Raw genomic sequence first — 23,231 nt, forward strand, 5'->3', positions numbered from 1 at the left:
TTTTCTAAACCTTGATTTATAAGGTAACTATCGCGGTTCCAGTACTATAAAGGGAATTATCATTTCTTCTAAAGACACTCCACCGTGCTGATAAGTGTTTCGATAATAGCCTACATAATGGTTATAATTGTTCGGATAAGCAAAGAATAGATCATTTTTTGCAAAAATATAGGAACTACTCACATTAATTTTGGGCAAAAATAGCTTTTCTGGGTTCGAAGCAGCTAAGACATCCTTATTTTCATAGGTTAAACTCCTTCCGGTTTTATATCTTAAATTTAGGCTGGTGTCCTTATCGCCGATAACTTTGGAAGGTTGTTTTACATTAATGGTTCCATGATCTGTGGTCACAATTAACTTTAGCCCCATTTGCTGGGCCTGCTGTATAATTTCTAACAAAGGAGAGTTTTTAAACCAACTGTTCGTAAGGGAACGGTAGGCTTTGTCGTTGGAAGCTAGTTCTTTGATTACTTCCATTTCGGTCTTTGCATGTGAGAGCATATCCACAAAATTGTAAACAATTACCGTGAGATCATTTTCTTTCTGCGATTTAAAGTTTTGTGATAAATGTCTTCCCTGCTTAAGACTACTGATTTTGTGGTATTCCCATTTTAGATGTAGCCCAAGGCGCTTGATTTGTTCTCCTAGAAATTTATCCTCATACAAATTTTTACCTCCTTCATCGGTGTCATTTTTCCACCAATTCGGATATTTTTTTTCCATATCCAAAGGGGTAAGCCCCGAAAAAATGGCATTTCTGGCATATTGGGTCGCTGTGGGCAATATGCTGTAGTAATTACATTCTTTCTTCTTTTTATAGAAAGAATTGAAGGTGTCTTCAAAGGCTAACCATTGATCATAACGTAAATTGTCAATGACCACCAGCAAGGTGGGCGTATCCTTTATTTCGGGTTGGATCAATTTTTTAAAAAGGGTATGGGACATTACGGGGCCTTCGTCATCGTGGAACCAATCCTCGTAATTTTTGTCGACAAACTTCCCAAACTGATTGTTGGCCTCTATTTTTTGGGATTCCAAAATTTCAAACATTCCGGAGTCTTCGATCTCTTCCAACTGTAATTCCCAGTAAATAAGTTTTTTATAGAGGTCCGCCCATTCTTCATGTGAATTCACCATGGAGAGGTCCATGGCTATTTTGCGAAATTCTTGCTGGTAATTGGCCGTAGTTCTTTCGGAAACAAGGCGTGAGTGATCTAAACTTTTCTTTAGGGAGAGTAGAATTTGATTGGGGTTTACAGGTTTTATCAGATAATCTGCGATTTTGGAACCAATGGCTTCGTCCATAATGAACTCTTCCTCACTCTTGGTAATCATCACAATGGGAAGAGTAGCATCTATGACCTTTATTTCATTCAAAGTTTCCAATCCTGAAATACCGGGCATGTTTTCATCTAAAAAAACAATGTCAAACCTGGTATTGGCCACTTCTTCCAAGGCTTCTTGTCCACTTTTGCAGGTGACTACGGTATAGTCCTTACGTTCTAAAAATAGAATATGTGGCTTAAGCAAATCAATTTCATCATCAACCCAGAGTATTGTTATCTTGTTCATTTAGTGCTTATATTTGTTGCTAAAAATCTATTTTGATAAAATCAAACAAACTTAAGATTTTCAATGATCCAATTTACGGATTTATTAGAATTCCAAGTACGCTTATTTTTGACCTTATCGCAGAACCTTATTTCCAAAGACTCCGTAGAATTTCCCAAATGGGCTTGTCGTATTTGGTATATCCCGGGGCGCATCACACGCGTTTTCATCACGCCTTGGGGAGCATGCATTTAATGCGAAAGGCAATACAAGTACTTCGTTTTAAGGATGTTGAGATTACTGAGGAGGAAGAAGAAGGTTTGTTGTGTGCCATATTATTGCACGATATTGGTCATGGACCCTTTTCCCATGCTATGGAACACAGTATCGTAAAAGGCGTAAGTCATGAAGAGATATCCTTGCTCTTTATGGAAGCGATGAATAAGAAGTTTAACGGAAGTTTAACGCTTGCGATCGCGATCTTCAAGAAGGAGTATCCCAAAAACTTTTTAAATCAGTTGGTTTCCAGTCAATTAGATATGGATCGGTTGGATTATTTAAAAAGGGATAGTTTTTATACCGGCGTATCTGAAGGAAATATCAACTCTGAACGGCTTATCAGCATGCTCAATGTGTCCGAAGGCAGTTTGGTGATCGAGGAAAAAGGTATCTATTCGGTAGAGAAATTTTTAATGGCGCGCCGTTTTATGTATTGGCAGGTCTATCTTCATAAAACCGCTTTAGTGGCCGAACAACTGCTGGTGAATACCATGCGCAGGGCTAAATTTTTGATTGAAAAAGGGGTTCCCTTGGAATGTAGCGAGGCCTTGAGCTTCTTTATGAAACACACCATTCAGGCAGCTACCTTTGGACCTGAAGTATTGCATACTTTTGCCCAACTGGACGATATTGATTTGCTATCGGCCATAAAAACATGGCGAAAGCACGATGATGCCGTGTTGTCCGAGCTCTGCGATATGATCATCAATAGGAAGTTGTTGCATATTAAAATCAAGAATAAACCCATATCCAAGGCTAAACTTCAAAAACGTTTGGAAGCTCTTAAAACCAGAAAGCAATTTTCCGAGGAAGAGGCTTCGTATTTCATTTTTTCGGGCAAAATAGAAAATCAGGCCTATAATCAGGAGGAGGAAAGAATACAAATTCTAGCTAAAAGTGGTAAAATAACGGATGTGGCCAAACTTTCGGATCAATTAAATGCACGCACATTATCCAAGAAAGTAACCAAATATTATATGTGCTACCCTAAGGAAGGGGTTTAACAATTTTTCTTACTTTTGTTCCCGCAAACCAAAAACAGAGGATAAAACTACAACGTGTGAAATTTACAGCTAGTCAGATTGCAGGTATTTTGGAAGGGGAGGTCGAAGGAAACCCTGAAATAGCTGTGGATAAATTGGCGAAAATAGAAGAGGGGCAAAGTGGCTCCCTTACTTTTTTGGCCAATCCAAAATATACACCTTATATATATACAACAAAAGCATCGATTACTATTGTCAATAAGGACTTTGTTCCAGAGCAAGAGTTAGATACTACATTGATTAAAGTAGAAGATGCCTACGAATCCTTTTCCAAGTTATTGGAATACTACAATCAGGTAAAGAATAATAAAGTAGGGATTGAAGAACCGGTATTTAAATCGGAAACCGCTACATATGGTGCAGATTTTTACTTGGGAGCTTTTTCCTATCTGGGAAATAATGTCAGCATTGGGGATAATGTTAAAATTTATCCCAATGTATATGTAGGGGATAATGTTACCATAGGAAGTAATGTAATCATTTTTGCCGGGGCCAAAGTCTATTCGGAAACCCGTATCGGGGACCATTGTATGATTCATAGTGGTGCTATTATAGGCGCGGATGGATTTGGTTATGCACCCCAACCCAATGGGGAATTCAATAAAATCCCGCAAACCGGAAATGTCATTATTGAGGATAATGTGGATATAGGTGCTGGTACAACGATCGATCGCGCTACCTTAGGATCAACAATACTGCGAAAAGGGGTAAAACTCGATAATCAAATTCAGATTGCCCATAATGTAGAGATAGGGGAACATACGGCCATAGCAGCACAAACAGGTGTTGCCGGTTCTACCAAGATAGGGAAGCATTGCATGATCGGAGGACAAGTGGGCATTGTAGGACATATTACGATAGGGGATAGGGTGAAGATACAGGCGCAGTCCGGAATAGGAAGAAATGTAAAAGATGATGAAGTATTGCAAGGATCACCTGCCATTGCGTATGGGGATTACAACAAATCCTATGTGCATTTCAAGAATTTGCCAAAAACGATAACTAAAATCAACCAAATAGAAAAAAAAATTAACGGTGAGTAATAGTGCAAAACAACGTACAATTGCAAAAGAAGCTGCACTTAGTGGAGTAGGATTGCATACTGGGGAAAATGTTACCCTGAAATTTATACCCGCACCTGAAAATCATGGTTACGCTTTTAAAAGAGTTGATTTAGAAGGGGCACCGATTATTGAAGCGGATGCCAATTATGTGGTGAATACGCAACGCGGTACCAATTTGGAAAAAAGAGGGGTTAAGATTCAAACCTCTGAACATGTTTTAGCGGCCTTGGTTGGTTTGGAAATCGATAATGTCATTATTGAATTGGATGCGCCCGAACCTCCCATTATGGATGGTTCTTCCAAATTTTTTGTGGAAGCCTTGGAGAAGGCGGGAATCGTGGAGCAAGAGGCAGAACGGGAAGAGTATATTGTCAAAGATGTCATTTCTTATAGAGATGATGCCACAGGGAGTGAGATTACGATCATTCCTTCAGAAGAGTATCAAGTAACGACCATGGTCGACTTTGGAACGAAAGTCTTGGGAACTCAAAATGCCACTTTAGAGCGTTTGTCCGATTTTAAGACGGAAATTGCGGACGCCCGTACCTTTAGCTTTTTACATGAACTGGAAATGCTTTTGGAACATGGACTGATTAAAGGAGGAGATCTCAACAATGCCATTGTATATGTAGATAAAGAGATTTCCGAAGCAACCATGAAACGCTTGGAGAAAGCCTTTAAAAAGAAAAAACTATCGGTGAAGCCCAATGGTATTTTGGATAATCTGACCTTGCATCAGCCCAATGAGGCTGCAAGGCATAAATTACTGGATGTTATTGGAGATGTAGCATTGGCCGGTACGCGTATTCGAGGAAAAATAATTGCAAACAAACCCGGACATTTTGTAAACACACAATTTGCCAAAAAGATTGCAAAGATCATTAAACTGGAAAAACGCAATAAAGTCCCGCAATTCGATCTTACAGAAGAACCTTTGATGGACATCCATCAAATCATGGCCATGTTGCCACATCGACCTCCTTTTTTATTGATCGATCGTATTTTAGAACTTTCGGACAATCATGTCGTGGGAATGAAAAATGTGACCATGAATGAACCTTTCTTTATGGGACATTTTCCAGGAGCGCCAGTAATGCCAGGAGTATTGCAGGTCGAAGCTATGGCGCAAACCGGGGGTATACTGGTGTTAAGTACGGTTCCGGACCCAGAGAATTACCTTACGTTTTTTATGAAAATCGATAAGGTGAAATTTAAACAGAAAGTACTTCCAGGAGATACATTGATTTTCCATTGTAGCTTAATTACCCCTATACGAAGAGGTATTTGTCATATGCAAGCCTATGCATATTCCAATGGGAAACTGGTTTGTGAAGCAGAAATGATGGCACAAATCGCAAAAAAGAAATAAAATGAATCAACCGCTTGCCTATATCCATCCAGGAGCCAAAATTGCGAAAAACGTAGTAGTGGAGCCTTTTACGACCATTCATAATAATGTTAAAATTGGCGAAGGGACTTGGATCGGATCTAATGTTACCATTATGGAAGGTGCGAGGATCGGAAAAAATTGCAATATTTTTCCTGGAGCCGTTATATCCGCTCCCCCGCAAGATCTTAAATATAAAGGCGAAGAAACTACAGTAGAGATTGGAAACAATACTACAATTAGAGAATGTGCTACGATTAATAAGGGAACTTCCGATCGCATGAAGACCGTGATAGGGAAGAATTGTCTTATTATGGCCTATTGTCATATTGCACACGACTGCTTTATTGGCAACAATTGTATTTTTTCCAATAATTCTACTTTGGCCGGACATGTAACGATTGGCGATAATGTAATTCTTGCCGGTTTGGTGGCAGTGCATCAATTTGTTTCCGTAGGCAACCATGCTTTTGTAACCGGAGGTTCTTTGGTGCGTAAAGATGTCCCTCCGTATGTAAAGGGAGCTCGGGAACCTATGTCGTATGTGGGCATCAATTCAGTGGGATTGCGAAGACGAGGGTTTGACTCCGACAAGATTAGGGAAATACAGAATATATATAGGATATTATATCAAAAGAATTATAACAATACCCAAGCGGTACAGATTATTGAGGCGGAAGTGGAAGCTACGCCGGAAAGAGATGAAATCTTACAATTTATCCGGGATTCCCAGCGTGGAATTATGAAAGGGTATTTTAGTACAAATTAAAAGAAATTATGGCATCTACATCAGACATTAGAAAAGGATTGTGCATACGATACAATCATGATATTTTTAAAATTATTGAATTTTTACATGTGAAACCTGGGAAAGGTCCAGCTTTCGTTCGTACAAAATTAAAAAGCGTTACCACGGGAAAAGTCATTGACAATACCTTTTCTGCAGGGCATAAAATAGATGATGTACGGGTAGAGACACGTTCCTATCAGTACCTCTATGCCGAAGGCGAAACTTATCACTTTATGAATACGAGTGATTACAATCAGATTACTTTGGAAGAAAGTTCCTTAGACGCTCCGGGTTTGCTTAAAGAAGGAGAAGTAGTGACCATTTTATTCAATGCCGAAGATAGTATGCCGCTATCCGTAGACATGCCGGCAAGTGTTATTTTAGAGGTAACCCATACGGAACCCGGTGTAAAAGGGAATACGGCGACAAATGCAACCAAACCTGCAACCGTAGAAACCGGTGCTCGGGTAAATGTCCCACTTTTCATTAATGAAGGGGATAAGATTAAAGTGGAAACGGAGAAAGGAACTTATATGGAACGCATCAAAGAATAAAAATCTTTTGCTTTCTATTACGCTTTGCATATTTAAAAATAAAGTATTGGACCTATAGATCTGTCTTCCATGAAATTTCCTACTACACACACTTTGCAACAGATCGCTACAATTATCAACGCAGACTTTAAGGGGGCTGCCGATTTTCCAGTGTTGGGAATGAATGAAATTCATGTGGTTGAACCTGGGGATATTGTTTTTGTAGATCATCCTAAATATTATGACAAAGCCTTAAACTCAAAGGCTACAGTGGTGTTGATCAATAAAGAAGTAGCCTGTCCTGAAGGGAAGGCGCTTTTGATTTCAGATGATCCTTTTCGCGATTTCAATACGCTTACACAGTTTTTCAAACCTTTTGAAAGGTCGAGCGTAGGTATTGCACCTTCTGCAAAAATTGGTAAAAATACGATCATACAGCCAAATACCTTTATTGGAAACCATGTTACTATTGGGGAAAATTGTATTATTCATTCCAATGTGTCTATATATGATCATTGTGTCATTGGAGATCATGTTACCATTCACGCAGGGACAGTATTGGGGCCTGATGCCTTTTATTATAAGAATAGGCCTGAAGGTTTTGATAAATTGAAATCCGGGGGACGTGTGGTTATTGAAGATCATGTGGACATTGGCGGACTTTGCACTATAGATCGTGGCGTTACAGGAGATACTACTATTGGAGAAGGAAGTAAGTTGGATAATCAAGTACATGTAGGTCATGATACGGTTATTGGAAAAAAATGTTTGATTGCTTCGCAAACCGGTATTGCCGGTTGTGTAGTTATAGAAGATGAGGTGACCCTGTGGGGTCAAGTAGGTGTGATTAGTGGCATAACTATAGGTGAAAAAGCTGTTGTCTATGCACAGGCAGGTATTTCTAAATCGCTTGAAGGTGGTAAAACCTATTTTGGAAGTCCTGCTGTTGAAGCAAGAGATAAAATGAAAGAGTTGTTCTATATAAAACAGATTCCGGACATCCTTAAACGTTTAGAAGAATAAAGTTTTGGGAATAAGCGAAAGAATACTTTATAAATCGTTTTCAAAATTCTATTTTTGTGCAGCTAAAAAAATAAATCAGTATACATAATGAGTGTTTTAGTCAATAAAGATTCCAAAATAATAGTACAGGGTTTTACAGGTAGTGAAGGTACTTTTCACGCAGAACAAATGATTGAGTATGGAACCAATATCGTTGGTGGTGTAACCCCAGGGAAAGGTGGTCAGGAACATTTGGGAAAACCTGTATTCAATACCGTAGAGGAAGCGGTGCAAAAAGTAGGCGCCGATACTACAATTATTTTTGTGCCACCGGCATTTGCTGCCGATGCCATTATGGAGGCTGCTAATGCAGGAATTAAGGTAATTATTACCATCACAGAAGGGATTCCTGTTGCCGATATGGTGAAAGCGTCGAACTATATTAAGGAGATGGATTGTCGTTTGGTAGGCCCTAATTGCCCCGGTGTAATTACGCCAGGTGAGGCAAAAGTGGGAATCATGCCCGGTTTTGTGTTTAAGGAAGGGAATGTTGGTATTGTTTCCAAATCGGGAACATTGACCTATGAGGCTGCGGACCAAGTGGTAAGACAGGGACTGGGAATAACTACAGCTATTGGTATAGGAGGTGACCCTATCATTGGAACCACTACCAAAGAAGCAGTAGAGTTATTGATCAATGATCCGGAAACTTCATGTGTTGTGATGATTGGAGAAATTGGCGGACAATTGGAAGCGGATGCTGCGCAGTGGTATAAGGCCAGTGGAAGCAATAAACCTATTGTTGGTTTTATTGCAGGAGAAACAGCACCTGCAGGAAGGACTATGGGACATGCAGGAGCTATTGTTGGAGGTAGTGATGATACGGCCCAGGCCAAGAAGCGCATCATGAGGGATTGTGGTATTCATGTAGTGGACTCCCCAGCGGAAATAGGAAAAAAAGTGAAAGAAGTAATGGCTTAACATGCAGTTTAAATGTTAAAGTTTATACAATAAAACAACGAATTGAATCCATCGGTCTTACATTTAAGTCGATGGATTTTGTTTTTAATTGCAGCTATCCTAACCATAATTAATGAACCTAAAAAAAATCGCATGAAAAGAATCAGATTATCTATTATTGCTTGTGCAGTACTGTTGATTGGATGTAAGAGTAACTCTTCGTCTGACGAATTAGTAGTGAGCACCCATACCGATGAAGAAGGATTTACCTATGAAACGGTTTCAAATGACCCCACAGGTCTGCGATTGTACACCTTGGACAATGGATTAAAGGTATATCTTGGAAAAAACGAAGAAGAACCTAAAATACAAACACTGATCGCAGTACGGGCCGGTTCTACCTATGATCCTGCAGACAATACTGGTTTGGCTCATTATTTAGAGCATATGGTATTTAAAGGGACAGATAAAATAGGAACACAGGATTATGAAAAAGAAGCTGTTTTTCTAAAGCAAATTTCGGACTTGTACGAAGCGCATAAGGCAGAACAGGATCCTGAAAAGAAAAAAGAAATCTACAAGAAGATCGATGAAGTCTCTTTGGAAGCTTCAAAAATCTCTATTGCGAACGAGTATGATAAAATGGTAAGTTCCCTAGGTGCTGAAGGGACCAACGCCTTTACTTCCAATGAACAGACGGTATATGTGAACAAGATACCCAGCAATGAGTTTGATCGATGGTTGACTATTGAAAGCGAACGTTTTAGCAAACTGGTACTGCGATTGTTCCATACCGAATTGGAAGCGGTGTACGAAGAGTTCAATAGAGGTCAGGATAGTGACGGAAGAAAACACTATTTTGCTCTATTGGAAGGATTGTTCCCGAATCACCCGTATGGTACACAATCGACCATTGGAAAATCCGAGCACCTGAAGAATCCTTCCATGGAGGCTATTCATAATTATTTCAGTACCTACTATGTGCCAAATAATATGGCAGTGATTCTAGTAGGGGATTTGGATTTTGATGCTACTATCGCTAAGGTAAACGATGCTTTTGGCGGTTATCAAAAAAAGGAAGTGTCCCATCCTACCTTTGAACCAGAAGCGCCAATTACCGCTCCAATTAAAAAAGAAGTATACGGGCCAACTGCAGAATCACTATATGTGGCCTATCGAACAGAAGGAAAAGGCTCTAAGCATGAAACCATTGTGACCTTAATCGATTATATTCTGGCAAATTCCAGTGCCGGCCTAATTGATTTGGATCTAAATCAGAAGCAGCTAGTGCAAAGTGCTTCTTCCTTTACCAATTTTGACAATGATTACGGAATGCATGTATTGACAGGGAGGCCTAAACAAGGGCAGACGCTGGATGATGTAAGGGAGTTGTTATTGGGAGAGATAGAAAAGATTAAAAAAGGGGAATTTGAAGACTGGATCATTGATGCGGTGGTAAACGATTTGAGATTATCCCAGATTCAACAGTATGAAAACGGAAGCGCCACGGCCTATGCCTATTTGGATGCCTTTATTGGTTTCCAAGATTGGAAAAGCCGTCTACAGATGTTGGATGAGATGAAGAAGATCACCAAAGAAGATATTGTTGCCTTTGCCAATACCATGTATGGGGATAACTACGTGGAAGTACATAAGTTAAAAGGAGAGGATACAAATATTGTAAAAGTAGAGAACCCGGGTATCACCCCTATTGAATTAAATAGAGGTAAAGAGTCTGAATTCCTGAAAGAATTCAACAAACTTACCGCTTCAGAACTAAAGCCGCAGTATGTAGATTACAAAACGGCCATTCAAGAGCGTGAAACGGCAAGCGGATTGAAAGTATCCTATATAGAAAACCCTAACAATGACATCTTTAATTTGAATGTTATTTTTGATATGGGCAGGGACAACGACAAACAATTGAGCTTGGCGGCAGGGTATCTCGATTATTTGGGAACTTCCAAATACACTCCTGAGGAATTAAAGCAAGAATTCTACAAATTGGGAATCAGCTATTATATCAGTGCCGCTAATGACAAAACGTATGTGGGCTTTTCTGGTCTAAAAGAAAATTTGGATGCTGGCCTTAACCTCGTGGAACACCTATGGGCAGATGCTGTGCCTGATCAAGAGTCCTACGATAAGTATGTGGATCAAATTCTTAAAGGACGGGAAGATGGAAAGACACAAAAAGGAAATATCTTCTGGAATGGTCTTTTTAACTATGGAAAATATGGTGAAAATTCTAGATTACGTGATATTTACACCAGAGCAGAATTAAAAGCAATTGATCCGGCAAGCTTAGTGACAAAAATAAAGGAGTTGAGAGGCTTTAAGCAACGCGCATTTTACTACGGAAAAGATGTAGATGCAGCCATTGCATCTTTGGATAAAAACCATACAGTAAATCTAGATGAACTTTTAGATTATCCTGATAAAGTAACCTATGTGGAGAAAGAAACAGGAGGGAATGTATTCTTCGTGGATTACGATATGGTACAAAGTGAAATGATGCTTTTGGCAAAAGGGTCGGAATTGGATCCCAAAAAAATGGCCGTTTCAAGACTGTTCAACACCTATTTTGGTAGTGGACTGTCCTCTATTGTTTTTCAAGAAATTAGAGAATCTAAATCCTTGGCCTACTCTGCTTTTTCAGCCTATCAACCGGCCAATAGAGAAGGAGAATCTGACTATGTAATGGCTTATATGGGCACTCAGGCCAATAAAATGCCAGAGGCTGTGGATGCAATGATGGAGTTAATGACCAATATGCCCGAGGCTGAAGAACAGTTCAATCAGGCGAAAGAGGCAACTTTAAAACAAATTGCGGCTCAAAGAATTACAAAATCCAACATTTTTTGGACCTATGAATCCTTAAAGAATAGAGGCATTGATAATGATAATCGTGAAGAATTGTATTCCACGATCAAAGACATGACCATGGAAGATTTAAAAGAATTCTTTAATAACAATATTAAAGGGGAACAATATAATGTCATGGTGATAGGAAACAAAAAAGATGTAAACTTTGAGGCTTTACAGAAGTTGGGTACGATCCAGGAGCTAGATGTTGACGATTTGTTTAATTACGAAAAACCAGTGCCAATTAAATCATAAACGACCAAAGGTCATTTTTAAACGAATACTAGAATGAAGTTATTAGAAGGAAAAAATGTCATCATTACAGGTGCCAGTAGGGGAATCGGAAAAGGAATTGCGGAAATTTTTGCGGATCATGGCGCAAATGTGGCATTCACCTATAGTTCCAGTGAAGGACCAGCTTTGGAACTTGAACGGGAATTGAAAGCCAAAGGGGTAAATGCCAAGGCATATAAAAGTAATGCGGCCAGCTTTGAAGCTGCTGCGGAATTGGTAGCCCAGGTATTGGAAGATTTTGGAGGTATCGATGTATTGATAAATAATGCGGGTATTACAAAAGACAATTTATTGATGCGTATGGGGGAGGCCGATTTTGATGCTGTTATTGAAATTAACTTGAAATCTGTGTTTAATATGACCAAAGCCGTACAGCGAACCTTGCTAAAACAACGTAAGGGCTCCATTATAAATATGAGTAGTGTTGTTGGTGTAAAAGGAAATGCTGGTCAGGCGAATTATGCGGCTTCCAAAGCCGGGATGATAGGCTTTACTAAATCTGTAGCCCTTGAATTGGGGTCAAGAAATATTCGTTGCAATGCTATTGCCCCTGGGTTTATCGAAACCGAAATGACGGCAAAATTAGACGAGAAAGTGGTGCAAGGTTGGCGAGATGCCATTCCATTAAAAAGAGGGGGGACAACCACTGATGTGGCCAATGCCTGCTTGTTTTTGGCATCTGATATGTCACTCTATGTCACAGGTCAAGTATTGAATGTAGACGGAGGAATGTTGACATAGTGACCGATAACCGTTATTTGAAGTTCTGACACCTCATAATACAGCACTTCGTTTTTATATCACTATTTTGATTTACAGATTTTAAAAAAAATGCAGACGACAACTTTAGCACTTATGATCTTGGCGGCAATCGCCGCTTTAGGTTTGGTGCTGCTGCAATATTATTATAAGACAAAGAAAAGGGGAAAGCTTCAAAAACTGCTTTCCTTTTTTCGCTTTATAGCTCTGTTTTCTTTGTTTTTGCTATTGATCAATCCAAAGATGATCAAAGAAGAATATGAATTGGAGAAGGCCAACCTTATTGTTCTATCGGATAATTCATCTTCCATTGCTGCCACTCAAGGTATTGCCCAGCTTAATCAAGTTGGCAATGCACTAAGAGAGAACACGGCCTTATCCGATAAGTTCAATATAGAACATTATAGTTTTGGAGCTTTTCTAAATGATCGGGATTCTTTATCCTTTTCGGAAAAAACAACGGATATCACCAAGGCTTTAACTACAGCGGAAGAGATTTTTGGGAAAGAAAACAGTGCCGTTGTCGTATTGACCGATGGCAATCAGACCTTAGGTAGGGATTACGAGTTTTATGGCAATACAACAAGCGGATTTCCTATATATCCAGTGGTTATTGGAGATACTACACAATATGAAGATATAAGGGTCGGACAAGTAAATAGCAATGCCTACGCCTTTCTAAAGAATAAATTTCCTTTAGAGACCTATATCCTTTACGAAGGGAAAGGTAGCGTGACTTCGAATGTGAAAATTCAAATGAACGGAAAAGTCATTCACCAGGAAAGGGTTCAACTTTCGGAGGCGAATACCACAAAAAAAATAAATATTCTCATCGAGGCCAATACCGTAGGTGTTAAGACCATTAAAATTAGTGCAGATCCGCTACAAAATGAAAAGAATAGGGAGAACAATAGCAAGAGTACGGCTGTTGAGGTGATTGACGAGAAAACAAAAATTGCCGTGATATCCGCGATAAAACATCCAGATGTAGGGGCACTGCGCAAGGCTATTGAGAGTAATGAACAACGGGCGGCAAGTATATATGGCCCCAATGCGGCCGCCTCCAGTTTAGAAGATACAGACGTATTTATACTCTATCAACCCACACGCGCTTTTGCTAGAATTTATGAATATTTAGAAAAGAAAGGGGCCAGTGTATGGACGATTACCGGATCAAAAACCGACTGGAATTTCCTAAACGCGGTTCAGGACGATTTTGAGAAGTCCAATTACAATCAGCCAGAGGAAGTCTTTCCGGTGTTGAACCCTGCTTTTGGTGTTTTTAATACGGAAGATTTTTCAACCGAAGATTTTCCTCCCTTATGGGGAAGTTTGGGAGATATTGTGTTGAAAAATGGAGGTGAGGTTATTTTGAATCAGCGCATTAAGGGAGTCAACTTAGACATCCCCTTACTGGCCATAGTAGGGAATGATAGCCAGCGTGCAGCGGTTCTTTTTGGAGAAGATATATGGAAATGGAGAATACAAGCCTACAGGAATGACCAGGATTTTCAGAATTTTGATGATTTTATAGGGAAGCTAATGCTATATCTGGCAACCACTAAAGCAAAAAGCAGACTTTCTGTAGATTACAAAGCCATATATTCTGGAAGCAAGGATGCCCGAATTGCCGCAACCTATTTTGATGAGACTTTTGTATTTGATGAAAATGCAACCATAAACCTTCTGATCAATAGTGTTGATCAAACTACGCGCAAAGAGATTCCAATGTTGATGAAAGGCAATTTTTATGAAGCTGATTTAAGCGATTTGCCTACCGGGGATTATACCTTCAGTGTAAAGGTAGCCAACGAAAACCTAAATAGATCGGGAAGCTTTACCATTTTGGATTTTGATGTTGAAAAACAATTTCTATCAAGCAACTATGGAAAACTCGGTCGCTTGGCACAACAATCCTCCGGGAAACTCTATTACCCGAATGAAAGTGCTGATTTAATCCGTAATTTATTGGAAGACGAACGCTTAGTACCTATTCAGAAGAGCAAAGAAAATGTCGTATCTTTAATCGATTTTAAATTCCTGCTGGGAATCATCATTTTAACGTTGGCCATAGAGTGGTTCATACGTAAATTTAACGGACTAATATAAAACAAAACCAAATGGATAAATTACCTAAGATTGCATTACCTTTTATTGTTATTTTGATTGTTGCCGTAATATTAATTTCTAAATCTGCGATTACTATTGGTTCCGGTGAAGCCGGCGTATTGTATAAAACCTTTGGCGGAGGTGTAGTAACCGATGAACCTCCCATGGGAGAAGGTTTTCATATCGTAGCACCTTGGAACGACGTTTTTGTGTATGAGGTGAGACAACAGGAGCTATTTGAAAAAATGAAGGTACTATCTTCAAACGGATTGGAAATTCAAATTGATGCATCCGCCTGGTATCAACCTATTCAAAAAGAACTGGGAAATCTTCATCAAAATTTAGGAGAAGGCTATCTGGATCGTGTTATTAAACCGGCCATACGAAGTGCTGCGAGAAGTGTGGTAGGTAGGTATACTCCAGAGCAATTATATTCAAGTAAGCGAGATGCCATTCAAGATGAAATTTTTGAAGAAACCAAAAAGATTTTGGATGAGCAAAATGTGCAATTGAATGAAGTTTTGGTACGCGATGTGACACTTCCAAATACGATTAAGGAGGCTATTGAACGTAAATTAAGACAAGAGCAGGAATCTTTGGAATATGAATTCCGCTTGGTTACCGCAAGAAAAGAAGCCGAGAAGGTAACTATTGAAGCACAAGGTAAGGCTGACGCAAACCGTATTTTGAGTGCCTCCTTGACCGATAAAATCCTACAGGATAAGGGAATCGATGCCACATTGAAGTTGTCGGAATCGCCAAATGCCAAGGTTATCGTAGTAGGAAGTGGAGATTCCGGATTACCGCTGATTCTAGGAAATAATTAAAATATTCCCAATAAATTTTTTGATTAAAAATATATTTTTAATTTTACGGCCGTAATGAAAAACAAAAATACACATCATCATTTTTACACTGGCGCTCAAGCGAGGTAAGAATGTATTGTAGTATTGCAACATATATAAAACCCGTTTGAGAAATCAAACGGGTTTTGTTTTTGATATATCGATGCAGTATCATTTGAAAAAAGAGAAAATGGAAAAAATTAGAATTGCTATTCAGAAAAGTGGACGTTTAAATGAGGACTCTTTACGTATCTTAAAGGATGCCGGAGTTTCTATTGAAAACGGAAAGGATCAATTGAAGGCCTCTGCTAGAAATTTCCCTATGGAAGTATTTTATTTGAGAAATGGAGATATTCCCCAATATTTGAGGGATGGTGTTGTGGACATTGCCATCATTGGGGAAAACGTTTTGATAGAAAAAGGGAGTGATATTAATATTGCCGAGAAATTAGGCTTTTCCAAATGTAAAGTCTCCTTGGCCATCCCTAAGGGAAATGATTATGATTCCGTTCAGGATTTAAATGGAAAACGAATCGCTACCTCATATCCCAATACGGTTAAATCCTATTTGGAAGAAAAAGGTGTAAAAGCGGACCTTCATATCATCAACGGTTCCGTAGAAATTGCACCTAACATAGGACTGGCAGATGCCATTTGCGATATTGTGTCTAGTGGAAGTACACTTTTTAAGAACAATTTAAAGGAAGTGGAAGTGATGCTGACCAGTGAAGCTGTTTTGGCCATTTCCCCCCAAATTTCTGAAGCCAGAGCGGCAATTTTGGAAAAGTTGCGTTTTCGCATTCAATCGGTTTTAAAAGCAAGAAAATCCAAGTACATTTTATTGAATGCCCCAAATGAAAAATTGGAGGTGATCATTTCCTTATTACCAGGAATGCGAAGCCCCACCGTACTTCCGTTGGCAGAAGAAGGTTGGAGCTCTGTACATACGGTAATCAATAAAGATAAGTTTTGGGAAGTAATCGATGAACTAAAACAAGCAGGGGCAGAGGGAATATTAGTATGTCCTATTGAAAAAATGGTATTGTAAAGGGAAGGGAAACACAATCTCTTTCCGTAAAAGGTAGAAGTAGTTTTGTAGTGAAAGGGATTCATTGTAATGACTTTCAAAAACAATAGTGAACAAATGAAAAAGATTTATAGCCCAAAACAAGAAGATTGGAACGATATCTTACGTAGACCAACACAGACTGTGGCCGACATAGAAGATACCGTAAATAACATTTTTAGGGCAGTATCCCAAGAAGGAGATAAAGCCTTGAATACCTATACTGAACAATTTGATGGAGTCCGTTTGGACAAACTCAAAGTTTCCGAAAAGGAAATAGAGGAGGCAAGGATGTTGGTTTCCGATGACTTAAAAGAAGCGATTCAAGTAGCAAAGCAGAATATTGAAGTTTTTCATAAGGCACAGAAAACCTCAAAAGTTGAAGTAGAGACAACCAATGGAGTAGCCTGTTGGCAGGAGAAACGTCCTATTCAAAAAGTAGGTTTATATATTCCTGGCGGAACAGCTCCATTATTTTCAACGATTTTAATGCTGGCTATTCCCGCTACCATAGCCGGCTGTGAAGAAATTGTACTTTGTTCCCCTCCCAGTGCGGAAGGAAAAATACACCCGGCCATTTTATATACGGCAAATTTATGTGGTGCGACCCATATTTTTAAGGCGGGAGGAATTCAAGCCATAGCCGGTATGACCTTTGGGACGGAAAGTATTCCTCAAGTATATAAAATATTTGGTCCAGGAAATCAATACGTCACCGTAGCCAAACAGATTGCTACCAAACATGGGGTGGCTATAGATATGCCCGCTGGACCCAGCGAACTACTGGTGGTCGCTGACGATACGGCGAATGCGGCTTTCGTTGCTTCAGATCTATTGAGTCAAGCAGAGCATGGTGTGGATAGTCAGGTAATCCTAGTATCTACCTCCAAAGATTTAATGAATGCGGTGGAGAAGGAGGTCGTGACCCAAATGGCAGTATTGCCCAGGAAAGCCATTGCCGAGAAGGCCATTGCGAATAGTAAATTAATTTATATGGACAATGACCAAACCGCTGCTGCGCTAATTAACGTATATGGTCCTGAACACTATATTGTTTGTGTGGCCAATGAAAACTATTATCTAGAGCGCATACAGAATGCAGGCTCCGTATTTATCGGAAATTATACCCCGGAAAGTGCAGGAGATTATGCCTCTGGTACAAATCATACGCTGCCTACCAATGGCTATGCAAAACAGTATAGCGGCGTAAATTTAGATAGTTTTATGAAGAGTATGACCTTTCAGAAAATTTCTAAGGAAGGGATACAAAATATTGGTAGAACCATAGAGCTCATGGCGGAAGCAGAAGGCCTGGAAGCACATAAAAATGCGGTAAGTCTGCGATTAAACAGTTTAAAGCCGATTTAAAGAGACCACTTGAGCAAGCACTTAGAAATGACAAAAACAGCATTTGATATCAATAGCGTCGTAAGGGAAAATGTAAAAAATCTGGCGCCTTATTCTTCCGCAAGAGACGAGTATGTTTCCGATGGATCGGAGATGGTTTTTCTCGATGCCAATGAAAATCCTTTCGAAAATGGTGTAAATCGTTATCCCGATCCACAACAACGCAGTGTAAAAAAAATCTTAGCGGAACAAAAGGGAGTGGTTACTGACCAGATCCTATTGGGTAATGGAAGTGATGAAGTACTAGATCTTATTTTTAGGGCATTTTGTGAACCCAATGTGGACAACATCATCTCATTGCCGCCTACCTATGGGATGTACAAAGTACTGTCTGGAATAAACACCATTGAAAATAGGGAAGTTGTATTGACCCCTGATTTTCAGCCTGATGTCCCGGAAATTCTTAAAACAGTTGATGAGCATACTAAGATTATCTTCCTTTGCTCTCCCAATAACCCTACAGGGAATAGCTTCTCGGACGATAGCATACAAGAACTATTGACGAATTTTAAAGGACTAATTGTAATCGATGAAGCTTATATTGATTTTTCCCCTAAACAAAGCTGGATCCAAAAATTGGGGGACTACCCTAATCTTATTGTAACACAAACGCTCTCCAAGGCCTATGGTTTGGCTGGGATTCGCTTGGGAATATGTTATTCCAGTGCTACGGTTATTAGCCTATTGAACAAAATTAAGCCGCCTTATAATGTAAATGAGCTCACACAGCAACGGGCTTTAGATCGAATTAAGGATGTAGTGGGCGTGCGGGAAGAGGTGAATCAAATTTTACAGGAACGCGTACTATTGATAGCGGCTTTGGAAGAAGTTGATTGTGTTGTTCAGGTATTCCAGACAGATGCAAACTTTATTTTGGCGAAAGTGGATGATGCCAACAAAAGGTACGCGGACTTATTGAGAAAAGGAGTCGTTGTGCGAAATAGAACTACACAGGCCCGTTGTGAAAATACCTTGCGATTTACTGTGGGTACCCCGGAAGAGAATAGCATTTTGATAAAGGCGCTACAGCAATTAAAATAAAAAAGGTCATAAAAACTGAGAATACGATAACATTATGCAAAAGAAAGTCTTATTTATAGATAGGGATGGAACAATTATCAAGGAAACTGCGGATGAACAGATCGACGCATTTGAAAAAATGATTTTTTATCCTAAGGCATTCACGTATTTAGGAAAAATTGCCAAGGAATTGGATTATGAATTGGTAATGATTACGAATCAGGATGGATTGGGAACGGATGTTTTTCCGGAAGATACTTTTTGGCCGGTCCATAACTTTATTATGACCTCTTTTGAAAATGAAGGGGTAGTTTTTGACAAGGTATTTCTTGATCGTACTTTTCCCCATGAAAATGCCAACACTAGAAAACCAGGCACGGGTTTATTAACAGCGTATTTCTCTGAAGAATATGATTTAGAAAACTCGTTCGTTATCGGGGATCGTTTAACAGATATGGAACTGGCCAAAAACCTTGGGGCTCAGGGAATCTTTATCAATGATGAAACCAACCTAGGCACTGGTGAAATTACGGTAAAACGGGAAGAATTGGACGCTATTATTGCTTTGGAAAGTAATGATTGGGAGAAAATTTACAGCTTTTTAAAATTAGAGGATAGAAGGGCAACCATTGATCGCAAGACCAATGAGACCGATATTCAAATTCAATTGAACCTAGATGGCACGGGTAAGAGTGCGATAGATACCGGGATTGCTTTTTTTGATCATATGCTGGATCAATTGGCACGTCATGGTCAAATGGACTTAAATATTAAGGTGAAAGGCGACCTTGAAGTAGATGAACATCATACCATAGAAGATACGGCCATAGCCCTGGGAGAGGTGTTTCATAAGGCTTTGGGAAATAAGTTAGGGATAGAACGCTATGGCTTTTGCCTACCTATGGATGATTGTTTGGCCCAGGTGGCCATTGATTTTGGAGGAAGAAATTGGTTGGTATGGGAAACGGAATTCAAAAGAGAAATGATTGGAAAAATGCCCACAGAAATGTTCCATCACTTTTTTAAATCGTTCACCGATGGAGCTAAAGCCAATCTGAACATTAAAGCAGAGGGTAGTAATGAACACCATAAAATTGAAGCCATATTCAAAGCCTTTGCCAAGGCCATTAAAATGGCGGTAAAACGAGATTTAGAAAAGATGGTATTGCCAAGTACAAAGGGAATGTTATGAAGATAGTAATTATAAATTATGGTGCGGGCAATATCCAGAGCATTAAGTTTGCTATTCAACGCTTAGGGTATGAGGCAGTACTTAGCGATGAGGTGGAAGAAATATTGGCCGCGGACAAGGTCATTTTTCCCGGAGTAGGGGAAGCCAGTAGTGCCATGCGAAAATTAAGGGAGAGTCAATTAGATGCCCTTGTTCCTCAATTAAAACAACCGGTTTTAGGGATATGTTTGGGAATGCAGTTGATGTGTAAGTCGTCCGAAGAAGGAGCTACCAAAGGCTTAGGTATTTTTGATGTCGATGTGGTTCGCTTTTCCAATGCAGTAAAGGTACCGCAAATAGGCTGGAATCAAATTTCCAACTTAAAATCGGAACTTTTTGAAAACATAGCTGAAAAGGAATACATCTATTTAGTACACAGCTATTATGCTCCCCGCTGTTCGCATACCATTGCAGAAACGGATTATGAGGTAACGTATAGTGCAGCTTTGCACAAGGAAAACTTTTATGGGACCCAATTTCACCCAGAAAAAAGTAGTGACGTTGGAGAGCAGATTTTAAAAAATTTCCTTGAAATCCAATCATGAGCGGAGAATTTCAGATAAGCACGGATAAAACGCAATTAGATATCAATTTAATAGCTGATTATCTTTTAAATGAAGCGTATTGGTCTAAGGGAAGAAGTTTGGAATTGGTGGAGAAATCCATTGAACACTCGCTTTGTTTTGGGGTGTATACGCAAGAAGGACAACAGCTTGCCTTTGCCAGAATTGTAACGGACTACGTGGTCTTTGCTTGGATAATGGATGTGTTTGTTATAGACAAGTTCAAGGGGAAAGGAGTAGGGAAGCTTTTAATAGATTATATGATGCGTTATCCCGATTTGAAAAATGTGAAGGGTATGGGACTGCGAACGGAAGATGCCCAGGGATTCTATGAGAAATTTGGGTTTGGGACTATACTTGAACCAGAAACTTGGATGTTTAAAAGAAATAGGAATATATAGCAGCACCTAAAAGAAAATGAGAATAATACCAGCAATAGATATCATTGAAGGAAAATGTGTCCGACTCTCTAAAGGAGATTACGACACTAAAAAAGTTTATAATGAAAACCCTTTAGAAGTTGCCAAGTCTTTTGAAGCACATGGCATACAGTATTTGCATTTGGTAGATTTGGATGGCGCTAAATCCAAACATATTGTCAATCACAGGATTTTGGAAACCATTGCCTCAAAAACCAATTTGAAAATAGACTTTGGAGGAGGTTTAAAATCCGACGAAGATTTGAGGATCGCGTTTGAAAGTGGGGCAAATCAGATAACGGGTGGCAGTGTGGCCGTGAAAAACCCTGAAACATTTTCCAATTGGTTGCAGCAATATGGTGCGGATAAAATCATATTGGGTGCTGATGCACATCATGAAAAAATAGCGGTTTCCGGATGGTTGGAGGAATCCAATGAGGAAGTTGTTCCTTTTATTAGGGGATATCAAGAAAAAGGGGTGCAGTACGTTATTTGTACAGATATTAGCAAGGATGGAATGCTCCAGGGCCCTTCTTTTGATCTGTATAAAAGAATTTTGGAAACTACGGCTGAAGGCTTTTCTAAGGGGATGGAAGGGAAGCCAAAAGGAATTAGTCTTATTGCCAGTGGCGGAATCTCTACTTTTGAAGAATTGCCCAAATTGGCCGAGATTGGATGTGAAGGCACCATTATCGGAAAGGCGATTTATGAAAATAGGATAGGACTAAAACAGTTGGAACATTTTATCGTATCTCAATAAGAGTCAGATGGAAAATAAGATACAGGATGAAATAATAGCAAATGCCTTATATCGATTCGATGAAAGTACGCGAATGATTAAGATCAGCTTAGCTTTGCTTTCCGAGGAAGAGGTTTGGCAAAAACCGAACGGGTCTTTAAATAGCGTTGCCAATTTACTGTTACATTTATGCGGTAATATTACCCAATATGCCATTGCCTCTTTAGGGGAAAAAGAAGACCTAAGGGAGCGCGATTTGGAATTTAGCACCACTTCTGGCTATACCAAAGATCAGTTATGGCAGCAATTGGAAGCTACGGTATCAGAGGCGAAAAATGTAATAAAGGCGGCTACTACCCAACAGTTACAGAAGAAAAGGGAAGTACAAGGTTTTTATTTTTCCGGAATAGGAATACTTATGCATGTGGTAGAACATTATTCCTATCATACCGGACAAATTGCATTTTGGACGAAACTGCTAAAGGAAAAAGATTTAAGGTTTTACGATGGGATGGACCTTAGCATTAAAAATAAAGAGTAATTATAGTATGTTGACAAAAAGAATCATACCCTGTTTGGATATTAAAAATGGTCGTACGGTAAAAGGCGTGAACTTTGTGGATTTACGCGATGCAGGAGATCCCGTAGAACTGGCAGCTATTTACGCAGAGACAGGAGCCGACGAACTGGTATTCCTAGATATTTCCGCCACTGAGGAGCGTAGAAAAACCCTGGCAAATTTGGTGTTGCGTGTTGCAGAAAAGGTGAATATCCCATTCACGGTAGGAGGAGGTATTTCCTCCGTGGCGGATGTTGATATCCTATTGCAGAATGGGGCCGATAAGGTATCTATTAACTCTTCGGCCGTTAAAAAACCAGAACTCATCAATGAACTTGTTGCCAAATTTGGTTCTCAATGTATTGTAGTGGCTATAGATGCGAAACAAATAGAAGGCGAATGGATTGTTCATTTGGTAGGGGGAAAGGTTCCTACGAGCTTAAATTTATTTGATTGGGCCAAAGAGGTGGAAGCAAGGGGGGCAGGCGAAATATTATTTACTTCAATGGACCATGATGGGACTAAAGATGGGTTTGCGAATTTGGCCTTATCCCGACTTTCCAGAGAACTTAATATCCCAATCATAGCTTCTGGAGGAGCAGGGAATATTCAACATTTCGTAGATACTTTTGATGAAGGTAGGGCAGATGCCGCCTTGGCAGCAAGCGTTTTTCATTTTAAGGAAATCGCCATTAAAGATTTAAAAACAACATTACAGGAAAGTGGAATTCCTGTACGATTATAGT

At 39.5% G+C, this 23,231-nt stretch carries 21 protein-coding genes; 20 read left to right on the top strand and 1 reads right to left on the bottom strand.

From position 1 onward, the window contains the following. Window positions 1-27 precede the first annotated feature (27 nt). Window positions 28-1,572, bottom strand: coding sequence for a T9SS response regulator signal transducer PorX (gene porX / locus ACEXOE_RS10505; protein ID WP_394748736.1), 1,545 nt, complete (start codon window positions 1,570-1,572; stop codon window positions 28-30). Window positions 1,573-1,604: 32 nt separating this feature from the next. Here porX and ACEXOE_RS10510 point away from each other — a divergent pair, with 32 nt between their 5' ends. The 20 genes from ACEXOE_RS10510 to hisF all read left to right on the top strand — a co-directional run bounded on the left by ACEXOE_RS10510 (window position 1,605) and on the right by hisF (window position 23,230). Further along, window positions 1,605-2,834 carry an HD domain-containing protein gene (locus ACEXOE_RS10510; RefSeq protein ID WP_394748737.1) on the top strand — a complete coding sequence of 410 codons (1,230 nt, stop codon included), beginning with the start codon at window positions 1,605-1,607 and terminating at the stop codon, window positions 2,832-2,834. A 56-nt stretch (window positions 2,835-2,890) separates the two neighbouring features. Then, the gene (gene lpxD, locus ACEXOE_RS10515) at window positions 2,891-3,916 is read left to right on the top strand and encodes a UDP-3-O-(3-hydroxymyristoyl)glucosamine N-acyltransferase (protein WP_394748738.1); all 1,026 of its coding nucleotides are present in this window, start codon (window positions 2,891-2,893) and stop codon (window positions 3,914-3,916) included. After that, window positions 3,909-5,306 carry a bifunctional UDP-3-O-[3-hydroxymyristoyl] N-acetylglucosamine deacetylase/3-hydroxyacyl-ACP dehydratase gene (locus ACEXOE_RS10520; protein WP_394748739.1) on the top strand — a complete coding sequence of 466 codons (1,398 nt, stop codon included), beginning with the start codon at window positions 3,909-3,911 and terminating at the stop codon, window positions 5,304-5,306. Before lpxD ends, ACEXOE_RS10520 begins: the two co-directional genes overlap by 8 nt. Before the next feature lies 1 nt (window position 5,307). Beyond that, the gene (gene lpxA / locus ACEXOE_RS10525; protein WP_394748740.1) at window positions 5,308-6,093 is read left to right on the top strand and encodes an acyl-ACP--UDP-N-acetylglucosamine O-acyltransferase; all 786 of its coding nucleotides are present in this window, start codon (window positions 5,308-5,310) and stop codon (window positions 6,091-6,093) included. Window positions 6,094-6,101: 8 nt separating this feature from the next. Then, window positions 6,102-6,668: an elongation factor P gene (efp, locus tag ACEXOE_RS10530; protein ID WP_394748741.1), complete on the top strand. Its 567-nt coding sequence runs from the start codon at window positions 6,102-6,104 to the stop codon at window positions 6,666-6,668. A 69-nt stretch (window positions 6,669-6,737) separates the two neighbouring features. Then, window positions 6,738-7,670, top strand: a complete 933-nt coding sequence (locus ACEXOE_RS10535; RefSeq protein WP_394748742.1) for a UDP-3-O-(3-hydroxymyristoyl)glucosamine N-acyltransferase — start codon at window positions 6,738-6,740, stop codon at window positions 7,668-7,670. Window positions 7,671-7,757: 87 nt separating this feature from the next. Continuing rightward, the gene (gene sucD, locus ACEXOE_RS10540; protein ID WP_394748743.1) at window positions 7,758-8,630 is read left to right on the top strand and encodes a succinate--CoA ligase subunit alpha; all 873 of its coding nucleotides are present in this window, start codon (window positions 7,758-7,760) and stop codon (window positions 8,628-8,630) included. Between the two features lie 132 nt (window positions 8,631-8,762). After that, window positions 8,763-11,729 carry a M16 family metallopeptidase gene (locus ACEXOE_RS10545; protein WP_394748744.1) on the top strand — a complete coding sequence of 989 codons (2,967 nt, stop codon included), beginning with the start codon at window positions 8,763-8,765 and terminating at the stop codon, window positions 11,727-11,729. Window positions 11,730-11,762: 33 nt separating this feature from the next. After that, complete coding sequence (fabG, locus tag ACEXOE_RS10550; protein ID WP_394748745.1) at window positions 11,763-12,509, top strand: 3-oxoacyl-[acyl-carrier-protein] reductase; 747 nt, start codon at window positions 11,763-11,765, stop codon at window positions 12,507-12,509. A 90-nt stretch (window positions 12,510-12,599) separates the two neighbouring features. Further along, window positions 12,600-14,636, top strand: coding sequence for a VWA domain-containing protein (locus ACEXOE_RS10555; RefSeq protein WP_394748746.1), 2,037 nt, complete (start codon window positions 12,600-12,602; stop codon window positions 14,634-14,636). Between the two features lie 11 nt (window positions 14,637-14,647). Next, entirely contained in the window at window positions 14,648-15,463 is an 816-nt protein-coding gene (locus ACEXOE_RS10560; protein WP_394748747.1) for a prohibitin family protein, read from the top strand. 208 nt (window positions 15,464-15,671) lie between these two features. Beyond that, entirely contained in the window at window positions 15,672-16,529 is an 858-nt protein-coding gene (gene hisG / locus ACEXOE_RS10565) for an ATP phosphoribosyltransferase (RefSeq protein ID WP_394748748.1), read from the top strand. 96 nt (window positions 16,530-16,625) lie between these two features. Further along, on the top strand, window positions 16,626-17,915 hold the full coding sequence (gene hisD / locus ACEXOE_RS10570) for a histidinol dehydrogenase (RefSeq protein ID WP_394748749.1): 1,290 nt from the start codon (window positions 16,626-16,628) through the stop codon (window positions 17,913-17,915). Between the two features lie 27 nt (window positions 17,916-17,942). Further along, window positions 17,943-18,995, top strand: coding sequence for a histidinol-phosphate transaminase (gene hisC, locus ACEXOE_RS10575; protein WP_394748750.1), 1,053 nt, complete (start codon window positions 17,943-17,945; stop codon window positions 18,993-18,995). A 34-nt stretch (window positions 18,996-19,029) separates the two neighbouring features. Then, complete coding sequence (hisB, locus tag ACEXOE_RS10580) at window positions 19,030-20,166, top strand: bifunctional histidinol-phosphatase/imidazoleglycerol-phosphate dehydratase HisB (RefSeq protein ID WP_394748751.1); 1,137 nt, start codon at window positions 19,030-19,032, stop codon at window positions 20,164-20,166. Next, entirely contained in the window at window positions 20,163-20,750 is a 588-nt protein-coding gene (gene hisH / locus ACEXOE_RS10585) for an imidazole glycerol phosphate synthase subunit HisH (protein ID WP_394748752.1), read from the top strand. The genes hisB and hisH overlap by 4 nt, the downstream gene beginning before the upstream one ends. Next, the gene (locus tag ACEXOE_RS10590) at window positions 20,747-21,169 is read left to right on the top strand and encodes a GNAT family N-acetyltransferase (RefSeq protein ID WP_394748753.1); all 423 of its coding nucleotides are present in this window, start codon (window positions 20,747-20,749) and stop codon (window positions 21,167-21,169) included. The genes hisH and ACEXOE_RS10590 overlap by 4 nt, the downstream gene beginning before the upstream one ends. Before the next feature lie 16 nt (window positions 21,170-21,185). Continuing rightward, window positions 21,186-21,947, top strand: coding sequence for a 1-(5-phosphoribosyl)-5-[(5-phosphoribosylamino)methylideneamino]imidazole-4-carboxamide isomerase (hisA, locus tag ACEXOE_RS10595; protein ID WP_394748754.1), 762 nt, complete (start codon window positions 21,186-21,188; stop codon window positions 21,945-21,947). Between the two features lie 7 nt (window positions 21,948-21,954). Next, on the top strand, window positions 21,955-22,467 hold the full coding sequence (locus ACEXOE_RS10600; RefSeq protein WP_394748755.1) for a DinB family protein: 513 nt from the start codon (window positions 21,955-21,957) through the stop codon (window positions 22,465-22,467). A 7-nt stretch (window positions 22,468-22,474) separates the two neighbouring features. Beyond that, window positions 22,475-23,230, top strand: a complete 756-nt coding sequence (gene hisF, locus ACEXOE_RS10605) for an imidazole glycerol phosphate synthase subunit HisF (protein WP_394748756.1) — start codon at window positions 22,475-22,477, stop codon at window positions 23,228-23,230. Window position 23,231: the final 1 nt, after the last annotated feature.

This window comes from Spongiimicrobium salis (assembly GCF_043678055.1).
Classification (GTDB): domain Bacteria; phylum Bacteroidota; class Bacteroidia; order Flavobacteriales; family Flavobacteriaceae; genus Spongiimicrobium; species Spongiimicrobium salis.